General features: G+C 63.5%; 24 protein-coding genes. 14 read left to right on the top strand and 10 right to left on the bottom strand.

Annotated elements, in window-relative coordinates; all coding sequences use genetic code 11:
• The first annotated feature begins 197 nt into the window (after positions 1–197).
• The 3 genes from FW789_RS15465 to FW789_RS15455 are packed head-to-tail and all read left to right on the top strand — an operon-like array spanning position 198 to position 3,760.
• A complete protein-coding gene (locus FW789_RS15465; RefSeq protein ID WP_103435947.1) occupies positions 198–857 on the top strand; it encodes a paraquat-inducible protein A in 660 nt (219 codons plus the stop codon).
• Positions 844–1,467, top strand: coding sequence for a paraquat-inducible protein A (locus FW789_RS15460; protein WP_446431702.1), 624 nt, complete (start codon positions 844–846; stop codon positions 1,465–1,467). The genes FW789_RS15465 and FW789_RS15460 overlap by 14 nt, the downstream gene beginning before the upstream one ends.
• Positions 1,460–3,760, top strand: a complete 2,301-nt coding sequence (locus FW789_RS15455; RefSeq protein ID WP_103435949.1) for a PqiB family protein — start codon at positions 1,460–1,462, stop codon at positions 3,758–3,760. Before FW789_RS15460 ends, FW789_RS15455 begins: the two co-directional genes overlap by 8 nt.
• Before the next feature lie 212 nt (positions 3,761–3,972).
• Here the strand turns inward: FW789_RS15455 and rpsT are convergent, their stop codons facing one another.
• Complete coding sequence (gene rpsT, locus FW789_RS15450) at positions 3,973–4,251, bottom strand: 30S ribosomal protein S20 (RefSeq protein ID WP_101316189.1); 279 nt, start codon at positions 4,249–4,251, stop codon at positions 3,973–3,975.
• A gap of 249 nt (positions 4,252–4,500) precedes the next feature.
• On the opposite strand from rpsT, the gene murJ reads away from it, so the two are divergent.
• The 6 genes from murJ (at position 4,501) to ispH (ending at position 11,835) form a co-directional block, all read left to right on the top strand.
• The gene (gene murJ, locus FW789_RS15445; protein ID WP_186701319.1) at positions 4,501–6,039 is read left to right on the top strand and encodes a murein biosynthesis integral membrane protein MurJ; all 1,539 of its coding nucleotides are present in this window, start codon (positions 4,501–4,503) and stop codon (positions 6,037–6,039) included.
• A gap of 117 nt (positions 6,040–6,156) precedes the next feature.
• Positions 6,157–7,107, top strand: a complete 951-nt coding sequence (gene ribF, locus FW789_RS15440; protein ID WP_103435951.1) for a bifunctional riboflavin kinase/FAD synthetase — start codon at positions 6,157–6,159, stop codon at positions 7,105–7,107.
• Positions 7,104–9,935 carry an isoleucine--tRNA ligase gene (gene ileS, locus FW789_RS15435; protein ID WP_186701320.1) on the top strand — a complete coding sequence of 944 codons (2,832 nt, stop codon included), beginning with the start codon at positions 7,104–7,106 and terminating at the stop codon, positions 9,933–9,935. Before ribF ends, ileS begins: the two co-directional genes overlap by 4 nt.
• Positions 9,928–10,443 (top strand): signal peptidase II, encoded by a 516-nt coding sequence (lspA, locus tag FW789_RS15430; RefSeq protein ID WP_186701321.1) that lies wholly within the window; start codon positions 9,928–9,930, stop codon positions 10,441–10,443. Before ileS ends, lspA begins: the two co-directional genes overlap by 8 nt.
• Positions 10,436–10,873, top strand: a complete 438-nt coding sequence (gene fkpB / locus FW789_RS15425) for an FKBP-type peptidyl-prolyl cis-trans isomerase (protein ID WP_103435954.1) — start codon at positions 10,436–10,438, stop codon at positions 10,871–10,873. Before lspA ends, fkpB begins: the two co-directional genes overlap by 8 nt.
• 14 nt (positions 10,874–10,887) lie before the next feature.
• Positions 10,888–11,835 carry a 4-hydroxy-3-methylbut-2-enyl diphosphate reductase gene (gene ispH / locus FW789_RS15420; RefSeq protein ID WP_101316204.1) on the top strand — a complete coding sequence of 316 codons (948 nt, stop codon included), beginning with the start codon at positions 10,888–10,890 and terminating at the stop codon, positions 11,833–11,835.
• An 8-nt stretch (positions 11,836–11,843) separates the two neighbouring features.
• Here the strand turns inward: ispH and FW789_RS15415 are convergent, their stop codons facing one another.
• Positions 11,844–12,302 carry a GspH/FimT family protein gene (locus FW789_RS15415; RefSeq protein ID WP_446431701.1) on the bottom strand — a complete coding sequence of 153 codons (459 nt, stop codon included), beginning with the start codon at positions 12,300–12,302 and terminating at the stop codon, positions 11,844–11,846.
• A 143-nt stretch (positions 12,303–12,445) separates the two neighbouring features.
• Here FW789_RS15415 and FW789_RS15410 point away from each other — a divergent pair, with 143 nt between their 5' ends.
• Genes FW789_RS15410 through thiO form a run of 5 tightly spaced genes read left to right on the top strand, consistent with a single transcriptional unit; the run spans position 12,446 to position 15,457 of the window.
• Positions 12,446–12,796: a type IV pilus modification PilV family protein gene (locus tag FW789_RS15410; protein WP_258035055.1), complete on the top strand. Its 351-nt coding sequence runs from the start codon at positions 12,446–12,448 to the stop codon at positions 12,794–12,796.
• The gene (locus FW789_RS15405; RefSeq protein ID WP_446431700.1) at positions 12,793–13,446 is read left to right on the top strand and encodes a PilW family protein; all 654 of its coding nucleotides are present in this window, start codon (positions 12,793–12,795) and stop codon (positions 13,444–13,446) included. The genes FW789_RS15410 and FW789_RS15405 overlap by 4 nt, the downstream gene beginning before the upstream one ends.
• A complete protein-coding gene (locus FW789_RS15400; RefSeq protein ID WP_446431699.1) occupies positions 13,443–13,925 on the top strand; it encodes a hypothetical protein in 483 nt (160 codons plus the stop codon). Before FW789_RS15405 ends, FW789_RS15400 begins: the two co-directional genes overlap by 4 nt.
• Position 13,926: 1 nt before the next feature.
• Positions 13,927–14,322 carry a type IV pilin protein gene (locus FW789_RS15395; protein WP_446431698.1) on the top strand — a complete coding sequence of 132 codons (396 nt, stop codon included), beginning with the start codon at positions 13,927–13,929 and terminating at the stop codon, positions 14,320–14,322.
• Between the two features lie 37 nt (positions 14,323–14,359).
• Positions 14,360–15,457: a glycine oxidase ThiO gene (thiO, locus tag FW789_RS15390; protein WP_427118552.1), complete on the top strand. Its 1,098-nt coding sequence runs from the start codon at positions 14,360–14,362 to the stop codon at positions 15,455–15,457.
• 34 nt (positions 15,458–15,491) lie between these two features.
• Here the strand turns inward: thiO and FW789_RS15385 are convergent, their stop codons facing one another.
• The 8 genes from FW789_RS15385 to FW789_RS15350 all read right to left on the bottom strand — a co-directional run bounded on the left by FW789_RS15385 (position 15,492) and on the right by FW789_RS15350 (position 23,634).
• Positions 15,492–16,901, bottom strand: a complete 1,410-nt coding sequence (locus tag FW789_RS15385) for an amidase (protein WP_446431697.1) — start codon at positions 16,899–16,901, stop codon at positions 15,492–15,494.
• 1 nt (position 16,902) lies between these two features.
• A complete protein-coding gene (locus FW789_RS15380; RefSeq protein WP_225913050.1) occupies positions 16,903–18,186 on the bottom strand; it encodes a Zn-dependent hydrolase in 1,284 nt (427 codons plus the stop codon).
• Positions 18,187–18,198: 12 nt separating this feature from the next.
• Positions 18,199–18,894 carry an ABC transporter ATP-binding protein gene (locus tag FW789_RS15375; RefSeq protein ID WP_101316221.1) on the bottom strand — a complete coding sequence of 232 codons (696 nt, stop codon included), beginning with the start codon at positions 18,892–18,894 and terminating at the stop codon, positions 18,199–18,201.
• Positions 18,894–19,646, bottom strand: a complete 753-nt coding sequence (locus tag FW789_RS15370) for an ABC transporter ATP-binding protein (RefSeq protein WP_101316223.1) — start codon at positions 19,644–19,646, stop codon at positions 18,894–18,896. Before FW789_RS15370 ends, FW789_RS15375 begins: the two co-directional genes overlap by 1 nt.
• Positions 19,646–20,653 carry a branched-chain amino acid ABC transporter permease gene (locus FW789_RS15365; RefSeq protein ID WP_103435962.1) on the bottom strand — a complete coding sequence of 336 codons (1,008 nt, stop codon included), beginning with the start codon at positions 20,651–20,653 and terminating at the stop codon, positions 19,646–19,648. The genes FW789_RS15370 and FW789_RS15365 overlap by 1 nt, the downstream gene beginning before the upstream one ends.
• Positions 20,654–20,655: 2 nt before the next feature.
• Positions 20,656–21,516: a branched-chain amino acid ABC transporter permease gene (locus FW789_RS15360; protein ID WP_101316227.1), complete on the bottom strand. Its 861-nt coding sequence runs from the start codon at positions 21,514–21,516 to the stop codon at positions 20,656–20,658.
• A gap of 60 nt (positions 21,517–21,576) precedes the next feature.
• Positions 21,577–22,779 carry an ABC transporter substrate-binding protein gene (locus tag FW789_RS15355; protein ID WP_101316229.1) on the bottom strand — a complete coding sequence of 401 codons (1,203 nt, stop codon included), beginning with the start codon at positions 22,777–22,779 and terminating at the stop codon, positions 21,577–21,579.
• Positions 22,780–22,869: 90 nt separating this feature from the next.
• Positions 22,870–23,634: a FadR/GntR family transcriptional regulator gene (locus tag FW789_RS15350; RefSeq protein WP_101316231.1), complete on the bottom strand. Its 765-nt coding sequence runs from the start codon at positions 23,632–23,634 to the stop codon at positions 22,870–22,872.
• Positions 23,635–23,737 lie beyond the last annotated feature (103 nt).

The raw sequence follows: 23,737 nt of genomic DNA, 5'->3' as shown, positions 1-23,737 counted from the left end.
TCCGGGAGCCACAAAATCCAGAGCTGCTGCCCAGCCTAAAATTGTCGCTCCAGCTTCCATTCCCGGCACTTTTACCCCATCCAGCGCTCATAACGAAGTGCCAGTATGCTTATGCCTAGCATCAGGGCGGCCACGCGTCTCCCACAATGCGAGCCAGAACACTAGAATAGAGCCCACGCTTCCACTCAGACGCCCATATGCCCAACCCTGCCGACCCCGAAGTGCTGGCCAATCTGCCGCTGGACGATCTCATCGCCTGCCATGAGTGTGACCTGCTGCTGCGCAAGCCACCCCTGCAGCACAATGAGAAGGCGCTGTGCCCACGTTGCGGCTACGAGCTGTACGCCCACCGCCATAACGTGGTCAATCGCAGCCTGGCGCTGGTGCTGGCTGCGCTGCTGCTTTATATCCCCGCCAACTTCTTGCCGATCATGCAGCTGCACCTGCTCGGGCAGACCTCCGACGATACCGTCTGGAGCGGTGTGCTTGGCTTGTACAACTCACAAATGCACCTGATCGCCGTGGTGGTGTTTCTCTGCAGCATGGCCATCCCCTTGCTCAAGCTGCTGTGTCAACTGGCAGTGCTGCTGAGCATCCGTCTGGACATCGGTCGCAGCTACGGCTTGCTGATCTACCGGGTGTACCACCACCTGCGCGAGTGGGGCATGCTCGAGGTGTACTTCATGGGCGTGCTGGTGGCCATGGTCAAGCTGCTCGACCTTGCCCAACTGAATATCGGTATTGGCCTGGTCTGCTTCATCAGCCTGCTGCTGGTGCAAGTCTGGTTGGAAGTGGTGATGTCGCCGCATCAGATCTGGGTGGCGTTGTCCGGGGAGGATCTGCATGCGGGCGATTGATGCCGGGATTCTGGTGTGCAATGAATGCCACGAGCTGAACCGTCAGGAAGGCAATGACGCCGGGCAGACCTGTATCCGCTGCGGTGCCGTCGTCCACCCGCGACGGCCTAACAGCATCGTGCGCACCTGGGCACTGCTGATCACTGCGTTCATCCTGTACATCCCCGCCAACCTGTTGCCGATCATGACGGTCAGCTCGCTGGGCAAGGGCAGCCCCGACACGATCATGTCCGGGGTCATCACGCTGATGCACCACGGCATGCTGCCTATCGCAGCCGTGGTGTTCATTGCCAGTATCCTGGTGCCGACCTTCAAATTAGTCGGCATCGGCCTGCTGCTGTACTCGGTGCAAAGACATCAGCCGCTGTCGGCCCGGCAGCGCATCTGGATGTACCGTTTTATCGAATTCATCGGGCGCTGGTCGATGCTGGACATATTTGTCATTGCCATTTTGGTGGCGGTGGTCAATTTTGGCCGGATTGCCAGCGTCGAAGCTAATCTGGGCGCCATCGCTTTCGCCTGCGTGGTGATCCTGACGATGTTTGCTGCCTTAACTTTCGATCCCCGACTGATCTGGGATAACACGGAGTCGGATGACGACCATGAGTGACGTGCCTACGGCAAAAACCCGCCCTGCCTCGAACTGGTCGGCCATCTGGATTCTGCCCCTGATCGCGTTGATCATCGGCGGCTGGCTGGGCGTTCAGGCCTACCGTTCTGCCGGGGTGGAGATCCAGGTGCGCTTCAAGACTGGTGAAGGGATCGTCGCCAACAAGACCGAGGTGATCTACAAGGGTATGCCAGTCGGCAAGGTTACCGAGCTGGAGCTGGATGCCACCGGCAGCAACACCGGGGTGATCGCCACCATCGAGATGAACAAGGCGGCAGACACCCAGCTGACCACCGGCACGCGCTTCTGGCTGGTCAAGCCGAGCGTTACCCTGGCGGGCATCTCCGGCCTGGAGACACTGGTATCGGGTAACTATATTGCCGTCGACCCGGGCAAAGGCGAGCCGACCAAAAGCTTCAAGGCGCTGGCCTCGGCGCCACCGCTGTCTGACTCCGAGCCCGGCCTGCACCTGACCCTCAAGGCCGATCGACTCGGCTCGCTCAATCGCGACAGCCCGGTGTTCTACAAGCAGATCCAGGTCGGTCGGGTGAAGAGCTACAAGCTGTCCGAGGATCAGGACACCGTTGAGGTGAAGGTGTTCATCCAGCCCGCCTACGCCAGCCTGGTGCGCAAACATACGCGCTTCTGGAATGCCAGCGGCATCAGCATCGATGCTGACCTGTCCGGGGTCAAGGTACGCAGTGAGTCGCTCAGCAGCATCGTTGCCGGCGGTATTGCCTTTGCTACCCCTGAGCACCGCAAAGACAGTCCGCCGACTGATCCAAGCCTGCCATTCCGCCTCTATGAAGACTTTGACGCTGCCCAGGCGGGTATCCGCATCAAGGTCAAACTGACTGATTTTGAAGGCCTGCAGGCAGGGCGTACGCCAGTGTTGTACAAAGGCATTCAGATCGGCTCGCTGAAGACCCTGAAGATCGAAGACGACCTGGCCAGTGCGTCAGCCGAATTGACCCTTGATCCTCTGGCGGAGGATTATCTGGTCGAGGGCACGCAATTCTGGGTGGTCAAGCCGTCCATTTCCCTGGCGGGCATCACTGGCCTGGAGGCGCTGGTGAAGGGTAACTACATTGCCATCCGTCCAGGTGACAAGGGCGCACGGCCGCAGCGCGAATTCGAAGCACGGGCCAAGGCGCCGCCGCTCGATCTGAAGTCGCCAGGCCTGCATATGGTACTGTTCGCCGACAGCCTCGGCTCGCTTGAGGTCGGCAGCCCGGTGATGTATCGCCAGGTCAAGGTCGGCAACGTGCAGAGCTATCAGTTTGCCCGCAACAGCAAACGCATCCTGATCGGTGTGCACATCGAAAAGGAGTACGCCAACCTGGTCAACGGCTCAACGCGCTTCTGGAATGCCAGTGGTATCACGCTGACTGGCGGCCTGTCCGGGATCAAGGTCAAGAGCGAGTCTTTGCAGACCCTGATGGCGGGCGGCATTGCCTTCGATACGCCGAAGCCGGATGTGCCGCTCAAGCGTCATATCCCGCGCTTCCGTCTGCATGAGAGCGAAGAGGCAGCCAATCGCGCCGGTACCCTGATCACCATCCGTGTCGAGCGCGCTGATGGCCTCAAGCCGGGCACGCCGATCCGCTTCCGCGGCTTGGAGGTGGGCAGTATCGAGAGTACCGATCTGACCGACGATCTGCAGGCGGTACTGCTGCGTGCGCGCATCAACGAAGCTGCCGACCGCATCACCCGTGTCGGTACGCAGTTCTGGGTGGTCAAGCCAGCATTGGGGCTGGTCAAGACCGAGAACCTCGATACGCTGATCGGTGGGCAGTACATCGAGGTGCAGCCAGCCGCCAGGAGCCAAGGCTCACAGCGTGACTTCATCGCTCTGGCCGAGGCGCCAGAGGTGAAAGGCCAGGAGATCGGCTTGCCGATTACCCTGAGTGCTCCGCGACGTGGCTCGATCAAGCCGGGCGTGCCGGTCACCTACCGCGAGGTGGCGGTGGGCAAGGTCACTGGCTTTGAATTGGGACAGAGCGCTGATCGGGTGCTGATCCACATCCTCATCGAACCGCGCTATGCCGGGCTGGTGCGCGGTGGCAGCCGGTTCTGGAACAGCAGCGGCTTTGGCTTCGACTGGGGCTTGTTCAAGGGCGCCACGGTGCGTACCGAGTCGCTGGAGACGCTGATCGACGGTGGCATTGCCTTTGCCACGCCAGAGGGCGAGCAGATGGGTAACCCGGCACGACCGAAGCAGACCTTTGCCTTGTTCGACAAGCCTGATGACGTGTGGCTGCAGTGGGCGCCGAAGATCCAGCTGGGCAAGTAAGCAATCCGCTGCGCCGCATGACCTGTAGGAGCGGCCTTGTGTCGCGAAAGGGGTGCGTAGCGCCCCCAGCAATTCTGCGGCGTTGCCTAAATCGTGGGGCCGCTGCGCGACCCTTTCGCGACACAAGGCCGCTCCTACAGGGACCGCGTCACGGCATAAATCGCAGGCAATAAAAAACCGACCCTAGGGTCGGTTTTTAACAAGCGCGTCGCTTAGGCAGCTGCAGTTTCTTTCAGCGCCTTGATGTGGCCATTCAGACGGCCTTTATGGCGAGCAGCCTTGTTCTTGTGGATGATACCTTTGTCGGCCATACGGTCGAGGACAGGCACAGCCAGGGTGTAAGCGGCTTGCGCTTTTTCGGCGTCTTTTGCGTCAATGGCTTTAACTACATTCTTGATGTAGGTACGAACCATGGAACGCAGGCTGGCGTTGTGGCTGCGACGCTTCTCAGCCTGTTTTGCGCGTTTCTTGGCGGAAGGTGAGTTGGCCACCGTCGAGCTCCTTGAAAGACTTTAGGGAAATAGCAAACAAAATAGGCCGCGAATCATGCCGATGCATACGACAGATGTCAAGGCCACCTGCAAGGTTCCGCCGAGTGGTGGGTCCGCGAGAGGGAAATATTCCTTTCTGCGCCGCGACCTGTAAACTCGGGAATTTTGGCTCCCCTGCGAAGGCGCGGGAGTATCGCACATCTTGGCGGCTTTAGTAGCGTCCTCCGTCCCCAGCGTGAAAATTTTTCGATGAACCTGCTCAAATCCCTGGCTGCAGTCAGCTCCATCACCATGATTTCACGGGTGCTGGGCTTTGTCCGCGACACCATCCTGGCGCGCGTATTCGGTGCCGGCGCGGCAACCGATGCGTTCTTCATCGCCTTCAAACTGCCCAACCTGCTGCGGCGTATCTTCGCTGAGGGCGCATTCTCGCAGGCCTTCGTGCCGATCCTGGCCGAGTACAAGACCCAACAGGGCGAAGAGGCGACGCGCACCTTTATTGCCTACGTCAGTGGCTTGCTGACTCTGGTACTGGCCCTGGTTACTGCGCTGGGCATCTTCGCCGCGCCGTGGATCGTGTGGGTCACGGCGCCGGGCTTTGCCGCCGACGCCGAGCGCTTCGCCCTGACCACCGACCTGCTGCGGGTGACCTTCCCTTATATATTGCTGATCTCGCTGTCATCGCTGGCAGGGGCGATCCTCAATACCTGGAACCGCTTTGCGGTACCGGCTTTTACCCCGACCCTGCTCAACGTGGCGATGATCGCCTTCGCCCTGCTGCTGACGCCGTACTTCGAGCAGCCGATCATGGCCCTGGCCTGGGGTGTGTTGGCGGGCGGCCTGGCGCAGTTGCTGTATCAGCTGCCGGCATTGAAGAAGATCGGCATGCTCGTGCTGCCGCGCCTGAACCTGCGCGACAGCGGTGTATGGCGGGTGCTCAAGCAGATGCTGCCGGCGATTCTCGGCGTGTCGGTCAGCCAGATCTCGCTGATCATCAACACCATCTTCGCCTCCTTTCTGGTGGCCGGATCGGTGTCGTGGATGTACTACGCCGACCGCCTGATGGAGCTGCCCTCAGGCGTGCTCGGGGTAGCTCTCGGCACTATCCTCTTGCCGACCCTGGCCAAGACCTACGCCAATCGCGACCGCCACGAGTACTCGCGGATTCTCGACTGGGGCCTGCGCCTGTGCTTCCTGCTGGTACTGCCATGTACCCTGGCCCTGGCGATTCTGGCCGAGCCGTTGACCGTGGCGCTGTTCCAGTATGGCAAGTTCAGCGCATTCGACGCGGCCATGACCCAGCGCGCCTTGATCGCCTACTCGGTCGGCCTGCTGGCGATCATCCTGATCAAGGTGCTTGCGCCGGGCTTCTATGCCCAGCAGAACATCCGCACGCCGGTAAAGATCGCCATCTTCACCCTGATCTCGACCCAGCTGCTCAACCTGGTACTGGTCGGCCCGCTGGCCCATGCCGGGCTGGCCCTGGCCATCAGCATCGGCGCCTGCCTCAACGCCGGCTTGCTGTACTGGCGTCTGCGCCGCCAGGACCTGTTCCAGCCGCAACCAGGCTGGGCGCGGTTCCTGTTCAAGCTGATCCTCGCGGTCAGCCTGATGTCGGCCGTGTTGCTGCTGGGCATGCATTACATGCCAGCCTGGGAAGAGGGCGGCATGCTCGAGCGCTTCCTGCGCCTGGGTGCCCTGATCGGTGCCGGCGTCGTGACCTATTTCGGTTGCCTGTTCGCCTGCGGCTTGCGCCCCCGGCAGTTTGCCCGCAATGCCTTGCATTAAGCTGCCAGGCGGCCAGGCGTCGGTTTTACACATTAGTCGCCACCCCAGGGCGCTGCTGCCTGTCACCAGCGCCCGGGTGTGGTTATAATCGACCACTTTATGAGCAAGAAGCGCGTTATGCAGCTGGTTCGAGGTCTTCACAACCTGCGCCCCGAGCACCGGGGGTGTGTCGCCACCATTGGCAACTTCGACGGGGTTCACCGTGGCCACCAGGCAATCCTGGCGCGCCTGCGCGACCGCGCCCGGGAGTTAGGCCTGCCCACCTGCGTGGTGATCTTCGAGCCACAGCCGCGCGAGTATTTTGCCCCCGAGACTGCGCCGGCACGCCTGGCGCGGCTGCGCGACAAGGTGCAGCTGCTGGCCGCCGAAGGTATCGACCTGGTCCTGTGCCTGGCCTTCAACCAGCGCCTGAGCCAGCTCAGCGCCGATGAATTCGTCAAGACGATCGTGGTCGATGGCCTCGGCGTGCGCCACCTGGAGGTCGGTGACGACTTCCGCTTTGGCTGCGACCGTGCCGGCGACTTTGATTTTCTGGTCGAGGCCGGCAAAAAGTACGGCTTTACCGTCGAGGCCGCCAACACGGTCGTGCAGGACGGCTTGCGGGTCAGCAGCACCAAGGTGCGTACCGCCCTGGCCAATGCTGACTTTGCCCTGGCCGCACACCTGCTGGGCCGCCCGTACACCATTACCGGGCGTGTCCTGCACGGCCAGAAGCTGGCTCGTCAGCTCGGCACGCCGACCGCCAACATCCAGCTCAAGCGCCGCCGCATCCCACTTAGCGGGGTCTACCTGACCAGTGCCGAGATCGACGGCAAGCGCTGGCCGGGTGTTGCCAATATCGGGGTACGACCCACTGTTGCTGGTGATGGTCGTCCTCACCTGGAGATTCATCTTCTTGATTTTGCCGGCGACCTGTATGGCCGGCGTCTGACGGTGGAGTTCCACCAAAAGCTGCGCGAAGAGCAGCGATTCGCCTCCCTGGAGGCGCTGAAGTCGGCGATCGACGCGGACATCGCCGCCGCACGTGCCCACTGGCACGCTCAACCGCTAACCAAGAGCCTGAAATGACCGACTACAAAGCCACGCTTAATCTTCCGGACACCGCCTTCCCGATGAAGGCCGGCCTGCCCCAGCGCGAACCGCAGATACTGCAGCGCTGGGACAGCATTGGCCTGTACCAGAAGCTTCGCGAAATTGGCAAGGATCGTCCCAAGTTCGTCCTGCACGATGGCCCGCCCTACGCCAACGGCAAGATCCACATCGGTCATGCGCTGAACAAGATTCTCAAGGACATGATTGTCCGCTCCAAGACCCTCTCCGGTTTCGACGCGCCATACGTCCCTGGTTGGGACTGCCACGGCCTGCCGATCGAGCACAAGGTCGAGGTCACCCATGGCAAGCACCTGAGCCCGGACCAGACCCGTGAGCTGTGCCGTGCCTATGCCGCCGAGCAGATCGAAGGGCAGAAGACCGAGTTCATCCGCCTGGGTGTGCTGGGTGACTGGGACAACCCCTACAAGACCATGAACTTCGCCAACGAAGCGGGCGAAATCCGCGCGTTGGCCGAAATCGTCAAGCAAGGCTTCGTGTTCAAGGGCCTCAAGCCTGTGAACTGGTGCTTCGATTGCGGCTCGGCCCTGGCTGAAGCCGAAGTCGAATACGCCGACAAGAAGTCCTCGACCATCGACGTCGCCTTCCCGATCGCCGACGCCGACAAGCTGGCCAGCGCCTTTGGCCTGGCCGCGCTGGCCAAGCCTGCCGCCATCGTCATCTGGACCACCACGCCGTGGACCATCCCCGCCAACCAGGCGCTGAACGTCCACCCGGAGTTCACCTACGCCCTCGTCGACACCGGCGAGCGTCTGCTGGTACTGGCCGAAGAGCTGGTCGAAGCCTGCCTCAAGCGCTGGGACCTGCAAGGCTCGGTCATCGCCACCGCGCCAGGTTCGGCGCTGGAGCTGATCAACTTCCGTCACCCGTTTTACGAGCGTATGTCGCCTGTTTACCTGGCTGAATACGTCGAGCTGGGCGCCGGTACCGGTGTTGTCCACTCGGCACCTGCCTACGGCGAAGACGACTTCGTGACCTGCAAGCGCTACGGCATGGTCAACGACGAAATCCTCACCCCGGTGCAGAGCAACGGCGTCTACGTGCCGTCGCTCGAGCTGTTTGGCGGCCAGTTCATCTGGAAGGCCAACCCAGCCATCGTCGACAAGCTGCAGGAAGTCGGTGCGCTGCTGCACACCGAAACCATCAGCCACAGCTACATGCATTGCTGGCGCCACAAGACCCCGCTGATCTACCGCGCTACCGCGCAGTGGTTCATCGGTATGGACCGCCAGCCAGCCAGCGGCGACACCCTGCGCGAGCGTGCGCTCAAAGCCATCGAAGAAACCAAGTTCGTTCCGGCCTGGGGTCAGGCGCGCCTGCACTCGATGATCGCCAACCGCCCTGACTGGTGCATCTCGCGTCAGCGCAACTGGGGTGTGCCGATCCCGTTCTTCCTCGACAAGCAGAGCGGCGAGCTGCACCCGCGCACCGTCGAGCTGATGGAAGAGGTCGCCAAGCGCGTCGAACAAGAGGGCATCGAAGCCTGGTTCAAGCTCGACGCTGCCGAACTGCTCGGTGACGAAGCCGGCCAGTACGACAAGATCACCGACACCCTCGATGTCTGGTTCGACTCCGGCACTACCCACTGGCACGTACTGCGTGGCTCGCATGACATCGGTCACGCCACCGGCCCGCGCGCCGACCTGTACCTGGAAGGTTCCGACCAGCACCGCGGCTGGTTCCACTCGTCGCTGCTGACCGGCTGCGCGATCGACAACCATGCGCCTTACCGCGAGCTGCTCACCCACGGCTTCACGGTCGATGAGAACGGCCGCAAGATGTCCAAGTCGCTGGGTAACACCATCGAGCCGCAGAAGGTCAACGACACCCTCGGCGCCGACATCATGCGCCTGTGGGTTTCGGCCACCGACTATTCCGGTGAAATGGCCGTCTCCGACCAGATCCTCCAGCGTAGCGCCGACGCCTACCGCCGCATCCGCAATACCGCGCGCTTCCTGCTGTCGAACCTGTCCGGCTTCGATCCGGCCCGCGACCTGCTGCCGGCCGAAGACATGCTTGCGCTGGACCGCTGGGCCGTCGACCGCGCGCTGCTGCTGCAACGCGAGCTGGAAGAGCACTACAGCGAGTACCGCTTCTGGAACGTCTACTCCAAGGTGCACAACTTCTGTGTGCAGGAGCTGGGCGGGTTCTACCTCGACATCATCAAGGACCGCCAGTACACCACCGGCGCCAACAGCGTTGCCCGGCGTTCGTGCCAGACCGCGCTGTACCACATCAGCGAAGCGCTGGTGCGCTGGATCGCGCCGATCCTGGCGTTCACCGCCGACGAGCTGTGGCAGTACCTGCCAGGCGAGCGCAACGAGTCGGTGATGCTCAACACCTGGTACCAAGGCCTGACCGAACTGCCAGAAGGCTTCGAGCTGGACCGCGCCTACTGGGAGCGAATCATGGCGGTCAAGGCGGCGGTCAACAAGGAACTGGAAAACCAGCGTGCGGCCAAGGCCATCGGTGGCAACCTGCAAGCCGAAGTGACCCTGTTTGCCGAAGAAAGCCTGAGCGCTGACCTGGCCAAGCTTGGCGACGAACTGCGCTTCGTACTGATCACCTCGGCTGCGAGCGTGGTGCCGTTCGTGCAGGCGCCGGCCGATGCCGTGGCCACCGAAGTCGAAGGCCTCAAGCTGAAAGTGGTCAAGTCCGGTCACGCCAAGTGTGGCCGTTGCTGGCACTTCCGCGCCGATGTCGGTGCCAATCCCGAGCATCCGGAAATCTGCGCACGTTGCGTCGACAACCTGAGCGGTGCGGGCGAGGTGCGTCACTATGCCTAATCCTGCAGTGGGGCGCTTCGGGCGCCTCGCCTGGCTGTGGTTGAGCCTGCTGATCGTGGTGGTCGACCAGGTGACCAAGTTGTACTTCAACAGCAACCTGAGCATGTACCAGCAGATCGTGGTCATCCCTGACTACTTCAGCTGGACCCTGGCCTACAACACCGGCGCTGCGTTCAGCTTCCTGGCTGACGGCGCTGGCTGGCAGCGCTGGCTGTTTGCCCTGATCGCGATCGTGGTCAGCGCGGTGCTGGTAATCTGGCTCAAACGCCTTGGCCGTAGTGAAACCTGGCTGGCAGTTGCGCTGGCGCTGGTACTCGGCGGCGCGCTGGGCAACCTGTACGACCGTGTCGTGCTCGGTCATGTGGTCGATTTCATCCTGGTCCACTGGAAGAATACGCATTACTTCCCGGCATTCAACGTTGCCGACAGTGCCATTACCGTTGGCGCGATCATGCTGGCGCTGGATATGTTCAAGAGCAAGAAGTCCGAGGAGCCTGCGCATGACTGAGACCCGTATCGGCCAGAACAGCGAAGTCACTCTGCACTTCGCCCTGCACCTGGAAAACGGCGACACCGTCGACAGCACTTTCGACAAGGCTCCGGCCGTGTTCAAGGTTGGCGACGGCAACCTGCTGCCGGGTTTTGAAGCTGCGCTGTTCGGCTTCAAGGCCGGCGACAAACGCACCGTCAGCGTGCCCCCGGAAAACGCCTTCGGTCAGCCGAACCCGCAGAACGTGCAGATCATGCCGCGTTCGCAGTTCGCTGACATGGAGCTGTCCGAAGGGCTGCTGGTGATCTTCAATGATGCTGCCAACGCCGAGCTGCCTGGAGTGGTCAAAGCCTTTGACGAGCACCAGGTGACGATCGACTTCAACCACCCATTGGCTGGCAAGACCCTGAGCTTCGAGGTGGAGATCCTCGCGGTGAAGGCCCTGTAAGCCTGGAGCCGAGCATGCAAATCAAACTCGCCAACCCTCGCGGCTTTTGTGCGGGGGTCGACCGGGCGATCGAGATCGTCAACCGTGCCCTGGAAGTGTTCGGCCCGCCGATCTACGTGCGTCACGAAGTGGTGCACAACAAGTTCGTGGTCGAAGACCTGCGCAACCGCGGGGCGATCTTCGTTGAAGAGCTCGACCAGGTGCCGGACGACGTCATCGTCATCTTCAGCGCCCACGGCGTCTCCCAGGCTGTGCGCCAGGAAGCCGCAGGCCGTGGCCTGAAGGTGTTCGACGCCACCTGCCCGCTGGTGACCAAGGTCCACATCGAGGTGGCCAAGTACAGCCGCGATGGCCGTGAGTGCATCCTGATCGGCCACGCTGGCCACCCGGAAGTCGAAGGCACCATGGGTCAGTACGACGCCAGCAACGGTGGCTCAATCTACCTCGTCGAAGACGAGAAAGATGTGGCCAATCTGCAGGTGCGCGACCCTGATCACCTGGCCTTCGTTACTCAGACCACCTTGTCGATGGACGACACCAGCCGGGTTATCGACGCCTTGCGCGCGCGCTTCCCCAACATCGGCGGGCCGCGCAAGGACGACATCTGCTACGCCACCCAGAACCGCCAGGACGCGGTCAAGCAATTGGCTGATGAGTGCGATGTGGTGCTGGTGGTCGGCAGCCCGAACAGCTCCAACTCCAACCGCCTGCGCGAGCTGGCCGAGCGTATGGGCACTCCGGCGTACCTGATCGACGGCGCCGAGGACCTGCAGCAAAGCTGGTTCGACGGCATTGGCCGGGTGGGTGTCACTGCCGGTGCTTCGGCACCTGAAGTGCTGGTGCGCGGCGTGCTTGAGCAGCTCACGGCCTGGGGCGCAACCGGTGCCGAAGAGCTCGACGGGCGCCCGGAGAACGTGACCTTCTCGATGCCCAAGGAACTGCGGGTGCGCTCGCTGCTCTGAGCCAGCCCTCAGGGGCCTGCGCACAATGGCTCAACGGCCATGTCCGTGCGCAGGCGCACCCTGCCGCTGGGCGCCAGGACGATCTGGCGTGGTTGCCCGCCTTCTGCGTGTGGGCATATCTGCAAACTCCCGCCGTGAAACCCGCCGCTACCGCGCAACGGTAAGCCCTGTGCGCTGAAGCGCACACCGTCGGCCAAGTTGCCAACGATCCGTACCCGCTGCGGTAAACGTTGCTCAGCCAGTAACAGCCCGCTATCCGCGTCCACCACGCGCCAACCCAGTCCCCAGCCTGCTTCCAATGGTTCGACCCGCACGGCCTGCTGCTGCAACAAGGCCTGGCTACGTGCCGAGCGAAAGGCCTGGAGCAGCTGTTGCGCCGCTGCCGCCCGTTGCAAGTCCTGGCTGAGCGCGGTGTAGGACGGCGTCGCCAGCTGCGCCAGAACCGCGACCAGCGCGAGCGCCAACATCATTTGTATCAGTGTTGCCCCGTGTTGCCACACCGTGCATTCCTCCCTGGAAGTGCTTCGCTGTAGCTTCAGGCACGGCGGACATGAGGTCCAGTCGGCTACTTGGCTGGCACATTGCGGGAAATTTCCCAAGGAGCGCATGGATGCGTAAAGGACAGCAGGGAATAACGCTGCTCGAGGTCGTGCTAGGCATGCTGGTGCTCGCGCTTGGCCTGTTTGCGGCAGCGGCTTTACAGGTCAAGGCATTGCAGGCTACCGCCAGCGCTCGGCAGCACAGCCAGGCGACCTATCTCGTCCAGAGCCTGCTGGAGCAGGCGAGGGCGGGCGGGTCAGTGGAGGATTCAGGACAATGGCAGGCGCAGATAAGGCTGGCCCTTGGCGCGCAGGCCGAGGGCTGGGTGCAAAGTTCAGGGTCATCGCTGAAGGTCATCGTCGACTGGCCCGATGCGCGTGACCCGGAGCATCAGGGCGTAAGCCTGCAGGGCTGGCCATGAACGGCAGTCAGGCGGGTTTCAGCCTGCTCGAAGGGCTGCTCGCGCTGGCCTTGGGCTTGATGCTGCTGGCCGCAGCGAGCCAGGTGTTTGTCGCTACGGTGCAAGCCTGGCGCTTGCAGGGCGCGCTGGCGCAGCAGCAAGAGGATGCCCGCCTGGCGCTGCAACGGATCGCGCAGGATATCCGCATGACCGGTGTGTTCGGCTGTTTGCGCTTGCGCGCCAGCGACTTCGACTCACCCAGCGCAGCGGCCGCCTTTGCCAGGCCAGTGCAAATCAGCCAGGGCGGCGCACAACTGAGTCTGTTGGTGGGGCAGTTGCCCGGCAGCGGTAGCCGGCCTGACTGGACGGTGTTGAGTGATTGCCGCAGTTGGGCTCAGGTCAGGGCCGACGCCCACGAGGGTGACGAGCAGACCCTGGCCTTGCCGGTCAGCCGCATCACCTACGAGCTGCGCGATGGTAGCCTGCGGGTAGTGCGCCGAGGCTCGCCGCAGGCTTTGATCGACAATGTGCGCAGCCTGCACGCTAACTTGGTAACGAACGCGCATGGCCAGCGGGTCGACCTGCAACTAAGCCTGTTCGACCCACAGCACGATCTCGAACAGCGGTACGCCATCAGCGTAGCTCTACGCAATCGGCTGCCAGAACAATGAAGCGCCAACGCGGCATGGTGCTGCTGACCGCTCTCATATTGAGCCTGCTGCTCGGTCTGCTCGCCGCCGCCGCCCTGCGCGAAGCATTGCTGCAGACACGCATGGCCGGACTTTTGCTGGCCAGCAGCCAAGCGCTGGAGCAGGCCGAGGCAGTCTTGCTGGAGGGCGCAGCGCGGCTTGCCGTGGCGCCACCCAACGAGTGCCAGCTCTGCTCGCCGCCAGCCGACTCCCATGACGTAAACGCCGCTGGAGGCGACTGGCAGGCAGCCGGGCAGGGCTGGTTCAACCTGCAGAACCTTGGCCAAAGTGACCGCGCTGCGCACCTGCCCGTGGGCACCCAGGCCACCCTCTATCGAGTGACCGCAGTAAGCCAGCAAACCCGCGCGCGGCATGTTCTCGAAGCCGTATACGCGCAGCCCGCCGACCCGTCGCAGACACTGCAAAGAATCCTTTGGCGGCAAAGAGTGCAGGAGCAATGATATGCAGCAAGGCCTGAGTCTGATCGAGTTGTTGATTGTCGTCGCCGTCAGCGGCATTCTGGCAGCCATTGCCTACCCCGCTTACAACGAACAATTGCGCCGCGCCGCCCGCAGCGAAGCGGTCGGCCTGCTGCACGAGGCTGCGTTGCGCCTGGAGCGCCACCATGCGGGCAGCGGCCAGTACAGCGACACTGACCAGCATCAATTGAGCTTGCCCGCCGACAGCCGCTATTACCGCCTGCAGCTGCAACGCGATGACGCCAGCTTCCGCTTGCAGGCACAGCGCTTGCCGACCGGCTTGATGGCGCAGGATCAGTGCGCTGACTATCAGCTCGATCAGGCGGGTGTGCGCAGCAACCCGGGCAGCCAGGACGCTGCGGATTGCTGGAGCGGTTGACGGGGTAGCTCGGTTTTTTCAGGTATTGGATCGACAGATGAACAAGCAAGTAGTGGTTGTCGGTGGTGGCGTGATCGGCCTGCTGACCGCGCTCAACCTGGCGGCGAAGGTCGAGCGGGTGGTGGTGTGTGATCAAGGCGAAGTCGGCCGCGAGTCGTCGTGGGCCGGTGGCGGCATCGTCTCGCCGCTGTATCCGTGGCGCTACAGCCCGGCAGTCACGGCGTTGGCGCATTGGTCACAGGCGTTTTATCCACAGCTGGGCGAGCGCCTGTTCGCCAGCACCGGCGTCGACCCCGAGGTGCACGTCACCGGCCTGTACTGGTTGGACCTTGAGGACGAAGCCGAGGCGCTGGCGTGGGCGGTGCGCGAGCAGCGGCCGTTGACGGCTGTGGACATCTCGGCGGCATATGACGCCGTGCCGGGCCTCGGCGCCGGCTTCACGCGGGCAATCTTCATGGCTGGAGTGGCCAATGTGCGCAATCCACGGCTGGTCAAGTCGTTGAAAGCAGCGCTGGCGTCACTGCCCAATGTCGAACTGCGCGAGTACTGCCAGATCACCGGCTTCGCTCAGCAAGATGGCCGCATCAGCGGTGTGCACACGGCCGATGGGCTGCTCGAAGCCGATGACGTGGTGCTAAGCGCGGGCGCCTGGAGTGGTGACCTGTTGGCCACACTGGGCCTGACCTTGCCGGTCGAACCGGTCAAGGGCCAGATGATCCTCTACAAGTGCGCCGAAGACTTTTTGCCGAGCATGGTTCTGGCCAAGGGCCGCTATGCCATCCCGCGGCGCGACGGGCATATCCTGATCGGCAGCACACTGGAACATGCTGGCTACGACAAGACCCCGACCGAGCAGGCACTGGAGAGCCTCAAGGCCTCCGCCGTTGAGCTGTTGCCAGGGCTTGCTGAGGCCACGCCGGTGGCGCACTGGGCCGGTCTGCGTCCAGGATCACCCGAGGGGGTGCCGTATATCGGCCCGGTGCCTGGGCATGCCGGGCTGTGGCTGAACTGCGGGCATTACCGCAACGGCCTGGTGCTGGCGCCGGCGTCGTGCCAGCTGTTTGTAGATTTGCTGACGGGCGTTGAGCCGATCATTGATCCCACCCCATATGCCCCGGCAGGGCGGCTGGCTTGAGATTTTGGGGCTGCAAAGCAGCCCCTGGCGCCCCTCAGCCGATAACCGGTGCCTGCAGATGGCGAGTCGGGTAATGCTGCTCGTACACCTTGCACACCCGCAGCACCTGCTCATCGGCAAAGCGCCCGGCCACCACCTGTAGGCCCACCGGCAACCCTTCGCGGGTGAAGCCACACGGCACCGAGGCCGCCGGTTGCTGGGTCAGGTTGAAGGGGTAGCTGAACGGCGTCCATTCCATCCACTGCTCCAGCCCAGAGCCCGGCGGCACGTTGTGCCCGGCGGCAAACGCCACCAGCGGCATCATTGGCGACACCAGCACGTCGTAGCGTTGATGGAAGGCGTTCATCCGCGCCACCAGCTCAGCCCGAGCTTCCAATGCTGCGGTGTACTGCTCGAGACTGATGGCCGCACCCCGCTCGGCAATCCAGCGCAGGCCCGGATCGAGCAGCTGGCGCTGGGCTGACGTCAACTGGCTGGCCAGCCGCGCCGCGCCGGCGAACCACAGGGTATTGAAGGTTGCCAACGGGTCGGTAAATCCAGGATCGACTTCTTCGACCTGCGCCCCTAATCGCGCCAGACGCTGCACTGCCTGAGCGGTCAGGGCCTGAATCTGCGGGTCGACGCTGACGTAACCGAAGTCGGCGCTGTAGCCGATGCGCAGCCCGCTCAAGTCCTGCTCTGCGGCCAGCCAGGGTCGCTGGCGCGGTGCTCCGGCGAGGCCGTCGCGCGGATCGGGGCGGGCCACACAGTCAAGCATCAGCACAGCATCGTCGACCGTGCGCGTCATCGGCCCGAGGTGCGAGAGGATGGTCATGGCACTGGCCGGCCACTGCGGCACATAACCAAAAGTTGGTTTGATGCCGAAGGTGCCAGTGAACGCGCAAGGGATGCGGATCGAGCCGCCGGCATCGCTGCCCTGGTGCAATACGCCGAGATTGAGCGCCGCTGCCGCCGCCGCACCGCCAGATGAGCCGCCGGCAGTCAGGCGCGTATCCCACGGGTTGCGCGTGATGCCATACAGCGGGTTGTCGGTGACACCCTTCCAGCCAAACTCAGGCGTGGTGGTCTTGCCCAGCAGCACCGCGCCGGCTTCGCGCATGAACCCGCTGAACGGTGCGTCGACGTCCCACGGCCCAGCTGCCGAAGACGTCAGCGAGCCCTTGCGGGTGGGCATGCCACGGGTCAGGGTCAGGTCCTTGATCGAGGTCGGCAGGCCATCCAGGCGGCCACACGGCTCGCCGCGCTGCCAGCGCTGTTCGCTGGCGCGGGCGGCGGCGCGGGCACCTTCGGCATCGACATGGCAGTAGGCGTTGACGGCCGGGTTGTGCTGGTCGATGCGGGTCAGCACGTCATCTATCACCTCGAGCGGAGACAGCTGGCGCCGTTGATACAGTTCGAGCAGCTCGACGGCGGTGAACTCGCCGATAGCGGTTTTGCCGGTCATCTCAATGGGCTCCCTGATTGGCGGCCTGGACCATTGCCCGCAGCAGTACATCACAGCCATCGGCCAGGTCCTGCGGCGCAGCGTTTTCGATTTCGTTGTGGCTGATGCCGCCTTCACACGGCACGAAGATCATCCCCGCCGGGCCCAGCTCGGCGACGAAGATCGCATCGTGGCCAGCGCCGCTGACGATATCCAGATGGCTCAGGCCCAGCGCGACTGCGCCCTGGCGCACAGCGTCGACACACTGCTCGGCAAAATACAGCGGCGGGAAGTCAGCGGTTGGCGTCAGCTCGAAGCTCAGGCCATGCTTGGCCGTGGTCGCTTCGATCACCGCGCGCACCTCGGCGACCATCGCATCGAGCTGCTGCGGGTCGAGGTGACGCAGGTCGATGGTCATGTGCACCTGGCCGGGGATCACGTTGCGCGAGCCAGGATGCAGGCTCAGGCAGCCGACCGTGCCGCAGGCATGCGGTTGATGGGCATGGGCGATGCGGTTGACCGCGCTGACTACATCGGCGGCGCCGACCAGCGCATCCTTGCGCAGGTGCATCGGCGTAGGCCCGGCGTGGGCTTCGACGCCGGTCAACACCAGGTCGAACCACTTCTGCCCGAGGCAACCCTGCACCACGCCAATGGTGGTGCGCTGGTCTTCCAGCACCGGGCCTTGTTCGATATGCGCCTCGAAGTAGGCGCCGACCGCATGGCCGGTGGGCACACGCGGGCCGGCGTAGCCAATGCGCGCAAGCTCGGCGCCGACCGACAGGCCCTGTTCGTCGCGCTTGGCCAGGGTCTCGTCGAGGTCGAACTTGCCGGCAAATACTCCGGAACCCATCATGCACGGCGGGAAGCGCGAGCCTTCTTCGTTGGTCCACACCACCACTTCCAGCGGTGCTTCGGTTTGCAGGCCGAGGTCGTTGAGGGTGCGGATCACCTCCAGCCCGGCCATCACCCCGTAGCAACCATCGAACTTGCCGCCGGTGGGCTGGGTGTCGATATGGCTGCCGGTCATCACTGGCGCCAGGTCCGGGTTGCGCCCCGGACGGCGGGCGAAGATATTGCCGATGGCATCGACACTGACGCTGCAGCCCGCCTCGGTGCACCATTGTACGAACAGGTCGCGCGCCTGGCGGTCGAGGTCGGTCAGTGCCAGCCGGCACACGCCGCCCTTGGCGGTGGCACCGAGGCGGGCGAGGTCCATCAGCGACTGCCAGAGGCGCTCGCGGCTGATCAAGGCGCCTTGGCCTAGTGTTGCTTGCGTTGGATCGATAGGGCTTTGGCTGTTCATGGTCGGTCTCCTTCAGGCGCTCAAGGCCAGGTAGCGGTTCTTGATGCTCGGGTCGGCGCGGAACTGCTCGGCGCTGCCCTGATAGGCCACGCGGCCTTGTTCCAGCACGTAGTGACGGTCGGCGAGGGCGTCGCAGACCTTGAGGTTCTGCTCGACCAGCAGGATCGACAGGCCTTCGTCCTTGATCCGCCGCAGGATCTTCACCAGTTCGTCGACGATCACCGGGGCCAGGCCTTCGGTCGGCTCGTCGAGGATCAGCAACTTGGGCCCATTGAGCAGCGCGCGGGCAATCGCCAGCATCTGCTGCTCGCCACCGGACAGGGCAAAGCCGCTGTTGCGGCGACGTTCCTTGAGCCGCGGGAACATCGCGTAAACGTCCTCCAGCTGCCAGCGGCTGTGCTTGCGCGCAGCGATCTTGAGGTTCTCTTCGACGTCCAGCTGGCGGAAGATGCCGCGATGTTCCGGCACCAGCGCGATGCCCTGGCGGGCGATGTCAAAGATCTCGCGACCTACCAGCGGCTGGCCGTTGAAGTGAATCTGGCCCTGGCGCGGGCGGACGATGCCGAGAATGCTGCGCAGGGTGGTGGTCTTGCCAGCGCCGTTACGCCCGAGCAGGGTCACCAGCTCGCCGGCCTCGACCTTGAGCGAAACGCCCTCGAGCACATGGCTCTTGTCGTAGTAGGAATGGATCGATTCGACGCTGAGCATCAGGCGGCCTCTCCAAGGTAGGCGGTACGCACGCGTTCGTCGTTGCGCACCTGATCCGGGGTGCCTTCGACCAGGATCTGGCCGTGGCTCATGACGGTAATGCGTTGGCTGATCGACATGACAATGCTCATGTTGTGTTCGATCAGCAGCACGGTGTGGTCGCGGCCCAGGTCGCAGATCAGGTCGGTCATCACCGGGATGTCATCGATGCCCATGCCCGAGGTGGGCTCGTCGAGCATCAGCAAGGTGGGCTTGGCGCAGATCGACATGCCGACTTCCAGCACCCGCTGCTGGCCGTGCGACAGCTCGCCGGCGAGGGTCTCGGCGCGACCGTTGAGCTTGAGCCGTTCGAGCACCTGGTCAGCGGTGTCCCAATGGCTGCGCTTGTGCTCGACGCTGCGCCAGAAGTTGAGCGCGCCAAGGCCATCGCGGCCCTGTGCGGCCAAGCGCAGGTTCTCGCGCACGCTGAGGTTCTGGAACAGGCTGGTGAGCTGGAACGAGCGCGCCATGCCCAGAGCGACGCGGCCGTGAGACGGTTTGCGGACGATGTCCTGGCCGTTGAGGAGGATCTTGCCGGCGGTGGCCTGGCGCTCACCGGTGAGGCAGTGGAACAGGCTGGTCTTGCCGGCGCCGTTGGGCCCGATCACGGTGTGGATGGTGCCGGCACGGACTTTCAGGTCGACGCCATCGACGGCATGGAACGGCCCGTAGGCCAGTTGCAGATTGTGTGTTTCGAGGAGGAATTCGCTCATTACAGCTGCTCCTTGGTTTTGCCATCGACGGCAGGCGAAGGGCGCAGGCGCTTGGCCAGATCAGCCAGGCCACCCCACAGCCCACCGCGCATGAACACCACCACCAGAATCAGGATCACCCCCAGCAACATCAGCCAGCGCGGCCACAGCTCCGACAGCACGTCCCCGAGCAGCACGATCGCGCCGGCGCCGAGCAACGAGCCGAACAGCGAGCCGGTGCCGCCGACGATGGTCATGATCAGGATGTTTTCACTCATCATCAGGTCGATGTTCGACAGCGGGGCAAAGTGCAGCAGCATCGCGTACAGCGCCCCGGCGATACCGGTGATGGCGCCAGACAACATGAACACCAGGATCTTGAAGTGGCGAATGTCATAGCCGATGGCCGCAGCGCGGGTTTCGTTTTCGCGGATCGCCAGCAAGGTGCTGCCGAACGGTGAGCGGATCACTCGCAGGGCGCCGGCAAAGATCAACAGGAACAGCACCGCGACAAACGCGTAGAAGTGGCGCGGGTCGGCAAGGTCGAGCAACACATGCCCGGCAACCGTGATGTTCGGCCGTGGCACGTCGAGCAGGCCGTTGTCGCCGCCGGTCCAGCCGCTCAGGGTGTAGGCCAGAAAGTACGCCATCTGGCTGAAGGCCAGGGTCAGCATGACGAAGTAAATGCCCTTGCGCCGAATCGCCAGCGCACCGACCAGCAAGGCCAGCAGTGCGCCGAACAGCGCCGCGCCAACCAGCGCGCCGAGCATGCCCCATTGCAGGTGGATCATCAGCAGCGCCGCGCCGTAGGCACCGGCACCAAAGAAGATGCCCTGGCCGAACGAGAGCAGGCCGGTGTAGCCCAGCAGCAGGTTGCAGGCCAGCGCGGCCAGGCCAAAGATCAGGATCTCGGTGGCGAGAGTGGTCGACGGCAGGATCAGCGGCAGGCCGATCAGGGTCACAACCAGCAACAGCAGCAGCGCCGGGCCATGCCCTTTGGCCACGGCCAGTGGATTTTTCTCAGTCATGTTCATGCTCTCCCGAACAGGCCGTAGGGACGAACCAGGATCACCGCCGCCATCGCGCCGTAGATCATCAGGCTGGCGCCTTGCGGCCAGAGGCTGCTCATCATGCTTTGCACCACCCCGACCAGCAGGCCGCCAACCAGCGCACCGCCAAACGAGCCCATGCCGCCGATCACCACCACGACGAAGGCGATGCCGAGAATCTCCGGGCCAACGAACGGCTGTGCCCCGCGCAGTGGCGCAAACAGCACCCCGGCCACGCCCGCCAGGCCTACGCCCAAGGCGAAGGTCAGCGAGAACAGGCGGAAGATGTTTGTGCCCAGCAGCGACACCGTCTCGGTGCTTTCACTGCCGGCCCGCACCAGGGCGCCGAAGCGGGTGCGCTCCAGCAGCAGCCACAGGCCAAGGCCGATCAAGGCGGCGAAGCCGATCAGGAACAGGCGGTAGTAGGGGTAGATGAAGTCGCCGATGATCAGCACCCCGCGCAGCTCCGGCGGCACCGCGATGTGCTTGCCGACCGGGCCCCAGATCAGCACCGAGGCTTCCTGGATGATCAGCGCGATACCAAGGGTGACGAGAATCTGGAAGGTGTGCGGCAAGTGGTAGATGCGCTTGATCAACACCCGCTCGACCACCCAGGCCAGCGCGGCTACCGCCAGCGGCGCGATCAGCAGCGCCAGCCAGAAGTTGCCGGTCAGCGCGACGGCGGTGTAGCACAGGTAGGCACCCAGCAGAAAAAACGCACCGTGGGCGAAGTTGACGAAGTTGAGCAAGCCGAAAATGATTGTCAGGCCCACGGCAATGAGAAAGTAGATCATCCCCAGGCCAAGGCCGTTGAGCAGCTGGAACAGGTACAAATCGAGCATGAACGTGCCCTCTGCAGCGCGCCGCGCGCCTGCAATTTTGTCGAGTGGGAAGGCGTGGCGTCAGGCCAGGGCGCAACCGGTTTGAGAGACCTCGATGAACGAACGGCCGGCGTGCAGCACTTCGGCCAGATCATCGTCATCTCGCATCTGTGCTTGAGGTTTGCCGCGCAACAGGTAGTAGTCCTTGAGCACCTGATGGTCACCCGGGCGGATCAGCTCGTCGCCGGTCGGGCCCTGGAAACTCATGCCCTGCAGGGCTTTGGATACTGCGGCGCCGTCGAGGCTGTTGGCCTTGATGATGGCTTCGAGCATGACCCGGGTGCCGATGTAGTCGGCCGCCAGCGGGTAATTGGGGTTGATGCCGTAGGCCTTGCGCGTGGCCGCGACCAGCTCGCGGTTGAGCGGGGTGTCAACCTGATGCCAGTACTGCGCGCCGAGATACACGCCTTCCAGTACATCGCTGCCCAGCTCCTGGAATTGGTCGAGCCCGGCCGACCACACCAGCAGCACTTTCATCCTGTCCTTGATGCCGAAGTTGACCGCCTGGCGCAGGGCATTGGATGACTGGCTGCCGAAGTTGAGCAGCACCAGTACGTCCGGCTTGGCGGCAATGGCGTTGGTCAGGTAGCCGGAGAACTCCTGCTCCTGCAGCGAGTGGTAGCTGTTGCCGATGTGCTCGATGCCGTGTTCGCTGAAGACCTTGCGTGCGTTGTCCAGCAGGGCATCGCCAAACACGTACTGCGGGGTGATGGTGTACCAGCGCTTGGCCTCGGGCAGCAGCTTGATCAGCGGCACCAGGGTTTCGCGAATGGCGCCGTAGGTCGGCACCGACCAGCGGAAGGTAGAACTGTTGCAGTCCTTGCCGGTGATCTCGTCGGCGCCGACCGGGGTCATGAACACGCCGCCGGCCTTGTTGATTTCCTTCGACACCGCCAGCGCCGAGGACGACAGCGTGCAGCCTTGAAAGAACCGCGCTCCGTCCTGGCCGATGGCTTCCTGGACCTTGCGTACCGCCTTGCCGGCGTTGCCCTCGGTATCGATGACCTTGTACTTGAGCGGCTGGCCGAGCAGCTGCGGGTGCTCGGCAATCGCCAGGCGCGAGCCCATGTCGGCGTATTTGCCGTAACTGGCAAACGGCCCGGACATCGACTTGAGGCCATAGAAGGTCAACGGTTGCTCGGCGAACACCCGCGACGCTCCCAACGGGAGGCTGCCGAGGGCGCCGAGGGCAAGGCCTGCTTTGAGCAGGGTACGTCTTTGCATGAGTAACTCCTTGTTTGTGGTTATTAGGCAGGAGTGGCAATGACAAAGCGGGTACGGCCGGGCCTGTGTGCAGGCCTCTGTCCAGGCGAATCAGTGGTTGTGGCTGAACTCCAGGAGGAAATTGCGGGCGACTTCGCCTTCCAGCGCGGTCATGTGGTGTTCGGCGTCGCACATGTGCTCGTGCATCAAGCGGCGCACGGCGGCTTCATCGTTGGCGCGCAGGGCATCGAGCAGCTGCTTGTGATAGTCGATGTTGGCCGCGGCGAACTGCTGGCGCTTGGGCAGGTAGGCTTTTTTCAGCACCACCAGGTCGCGCAGCAGGTCGTTGAGAAACACCGCCATGAAGCTCAGCAGCGGGTTGGCGCAGCGCCCAGCCAGCAGGGTATGAAACTCAAGCTCGGCCAAACGCTGCTCGCGCTGGCCTTCTTCGCTGTCTTCCGGGGTGCTGCAGAAATCGATGTTGGCTTGCAGCGCGGCGTAGTCGGCCTCGCTGAGGCGGCCCATCACTGAAACCGCCAGCTCGACCTCGATGACTTTGCGCAGTTGGTACACCTGCTCGCCATCCAGGTGCTGAAAATGCAGGTAGTTGCGCAGTGCACGGCTGGCCGGTTCGGTGCCGACTTCATTGAGGTAGGCGCCGCCGCTCGGGCCGGTGCGGGTGCTGACCAGGCCCTCGACCTCGAGCGCCTTGAGCGCTTCGCGAGCGGTGCCCTTGGAACATTCGAAGTGCTCCATCAGCTCGCGCTCGGTCGGCAGACGGTCACCGGGGTGCAACGCTTCGGTGACGATCGAGCGCTTGACCGACTCGACGATCATGTCCGACAGCTTCTGACGTTTGCGCTTGGGTTTGAGCATGCGGGCTATTTTTCATATTTATGCGGATAAATAGGATTTAGCGAATTTGCCGACGGTGGGTCAAGAGTTGAGGCGGGGAGGGGGTCGTAAATGGAGCGGATGG

This window comes from Pseudomonas sp. 1121_17, assembly GCF_052850745.1.
This window is presented reverse-complemented; position numbering and strand designations above follow the sequence as displayed.

Coding starts and splice junctions, on each gene's coding strand:
- FW789_RS15395 (WP_446431698.1), top strand. CDS start 13,927: ATGCAGCAAGGCCTGAGTCTGATCGAGTTGTTGATTGTCGTCGCCGTC.
- lspA (WP_186701321.1), top strand. CDS start 9,928: ATGCCTAATCCTGCAGTGGGGCGCTTCGGGCGCCTCGCCTGGCTGTGG.
- FW789_RS15360 (WP_101316227.1), bottom strand. CDS start 21,516: ATGCTCGATTTGTACCTGTTCCAGCTGCTCAACGGCCTTGGCCTGGGG.
- murJ (WP_186701319.1), top strand. CDS start 4,501: ATGAACCTGCTCAAATCCCTGGCTGCAGTCAGCTCCATCACCATGATT.
- FW789_RS15350 (WP_101316231.1), bottom strand. CDS start 23,634: ATGCTCAAACCCAAGCGCAAACGTCAGAAGCTGTCGGACATGATCGTC.
- FW789_RS15460 (WP_446431702.1), top strand. CDS start 844: ATGCGGGCGATTGATGCCGGGATTCTGGTGTGCAATGAATGCCACGAG.
- FW789_RS15415 (WP_446431701.1), bottom strand. CDS start 12,302: ATGTTGGCGCTCGCGCTGGTCGCGGTTCTGGCGCAGCTGGCGACGCCG.
- FW789_RS15355 (WP_101316229.1), bottom strand. CDS start 22,779: ATGCAAAGACGTACCCTGCTCAAAGCAGGCCTTGCCCTCGGCGCCCTC.
- FW789_RS15405 (WP_446431700.1), top strand. CDS start 12,793: ATGAACGGCAGTCAGGCGGGTTTCAGCCTGCTCGAAGGGCTGCTCGCG.
- FW789_RS15375 (WP_101316221.1), bottom strand. CDS start 18,894: ATGCTCAGCGTCGAATCGATCCATTCCTACTACGACAAGAGCCATGTG.
- FW789_RS15380 (WP_225913050.1), bottom strand. CDS start 18,186: ATGAACAGCCAAAGCCCTATCGATCCAACGCAAGCAACACTAGGCCAA.
- FW789_RS15400 (WP_446431699.1), top strand. CDS start 13,443: ATGAAGCGCCAACGCGGCATGGTGCTGCTGACCGCTCTCATATTGAGC.
- ispH (WP_101316204.1), top strand. CDS start 10,888: ATGCAAATCAAACTCGCCAACCCTCGCGGCTTTTGTGCGGGGGTCGAC.
- FW789_RS15365 (WP_103435962.1), bottom strand. CDS start 20,653: ATGACTGAGAAAAATCCACTGGCCGTGGCCAAAGGGCATGGCCCGGCG.
- FW789_RS15410 (WP_258035055.1), top strand. CDS start 12,446: ATGCGTAAAGGACAGCAGGGAATAACGCTGCTCGAGGTCGTGCTAGGC.
- FW789_RS15455 (WP_103435949.1), top strand. CDS start 1,460: ATGAGTGACGTGCCTACGGCAAAAACCCGCCCTGCCTCGAACTGGTCG.
- thiO (WP_427118552.1), top strand. CDS start 14,360: ATGAACAAGCAAGTAGTGGTTGTCGGTGGTGGCGTGATCGGCCTGCTG.
- FW789_RS15385 (WP_446431697.1), bottom strand. CDS start 16,901: ATGACCGGCAAAACCGCTATCGGCGAGTTCACCGCCGTCGAGCTGCTC.
- ileS (WP_186701320.1), top strand. CDS start 7,104: ATGACCGACTACAAAGCCACGCTTAATCTTCCGGACACCGCCTTCCCG.
- FW789_RS15465 (WP_103435947.1), top strand. CDS start 198: ATGCCCAACCCTGCCGACCCCGAAGTGCTGGCCAATCTGCCGCTGGAC.
- FW789_RS15370 (WP_101316223.1), bottom strand. CDS start 19,646: ATGAGCGAATTCCTCCTCGAAACACACAATCTGCAACTGGCCTACGGG.
- fkpB (WP_103435954.1), top strand. CDS start 10,436: ATGACTGAGACCCGTATCGGCCAGAACAGCGAAGTCACTCTGCACTTC.
- ribF (WP_103435951.1), top strand. CDS start 6,157: ATGCAGCTGGTTCGAGGTCTTCACAACCTGCGCCCCGAGCACCGGGGG.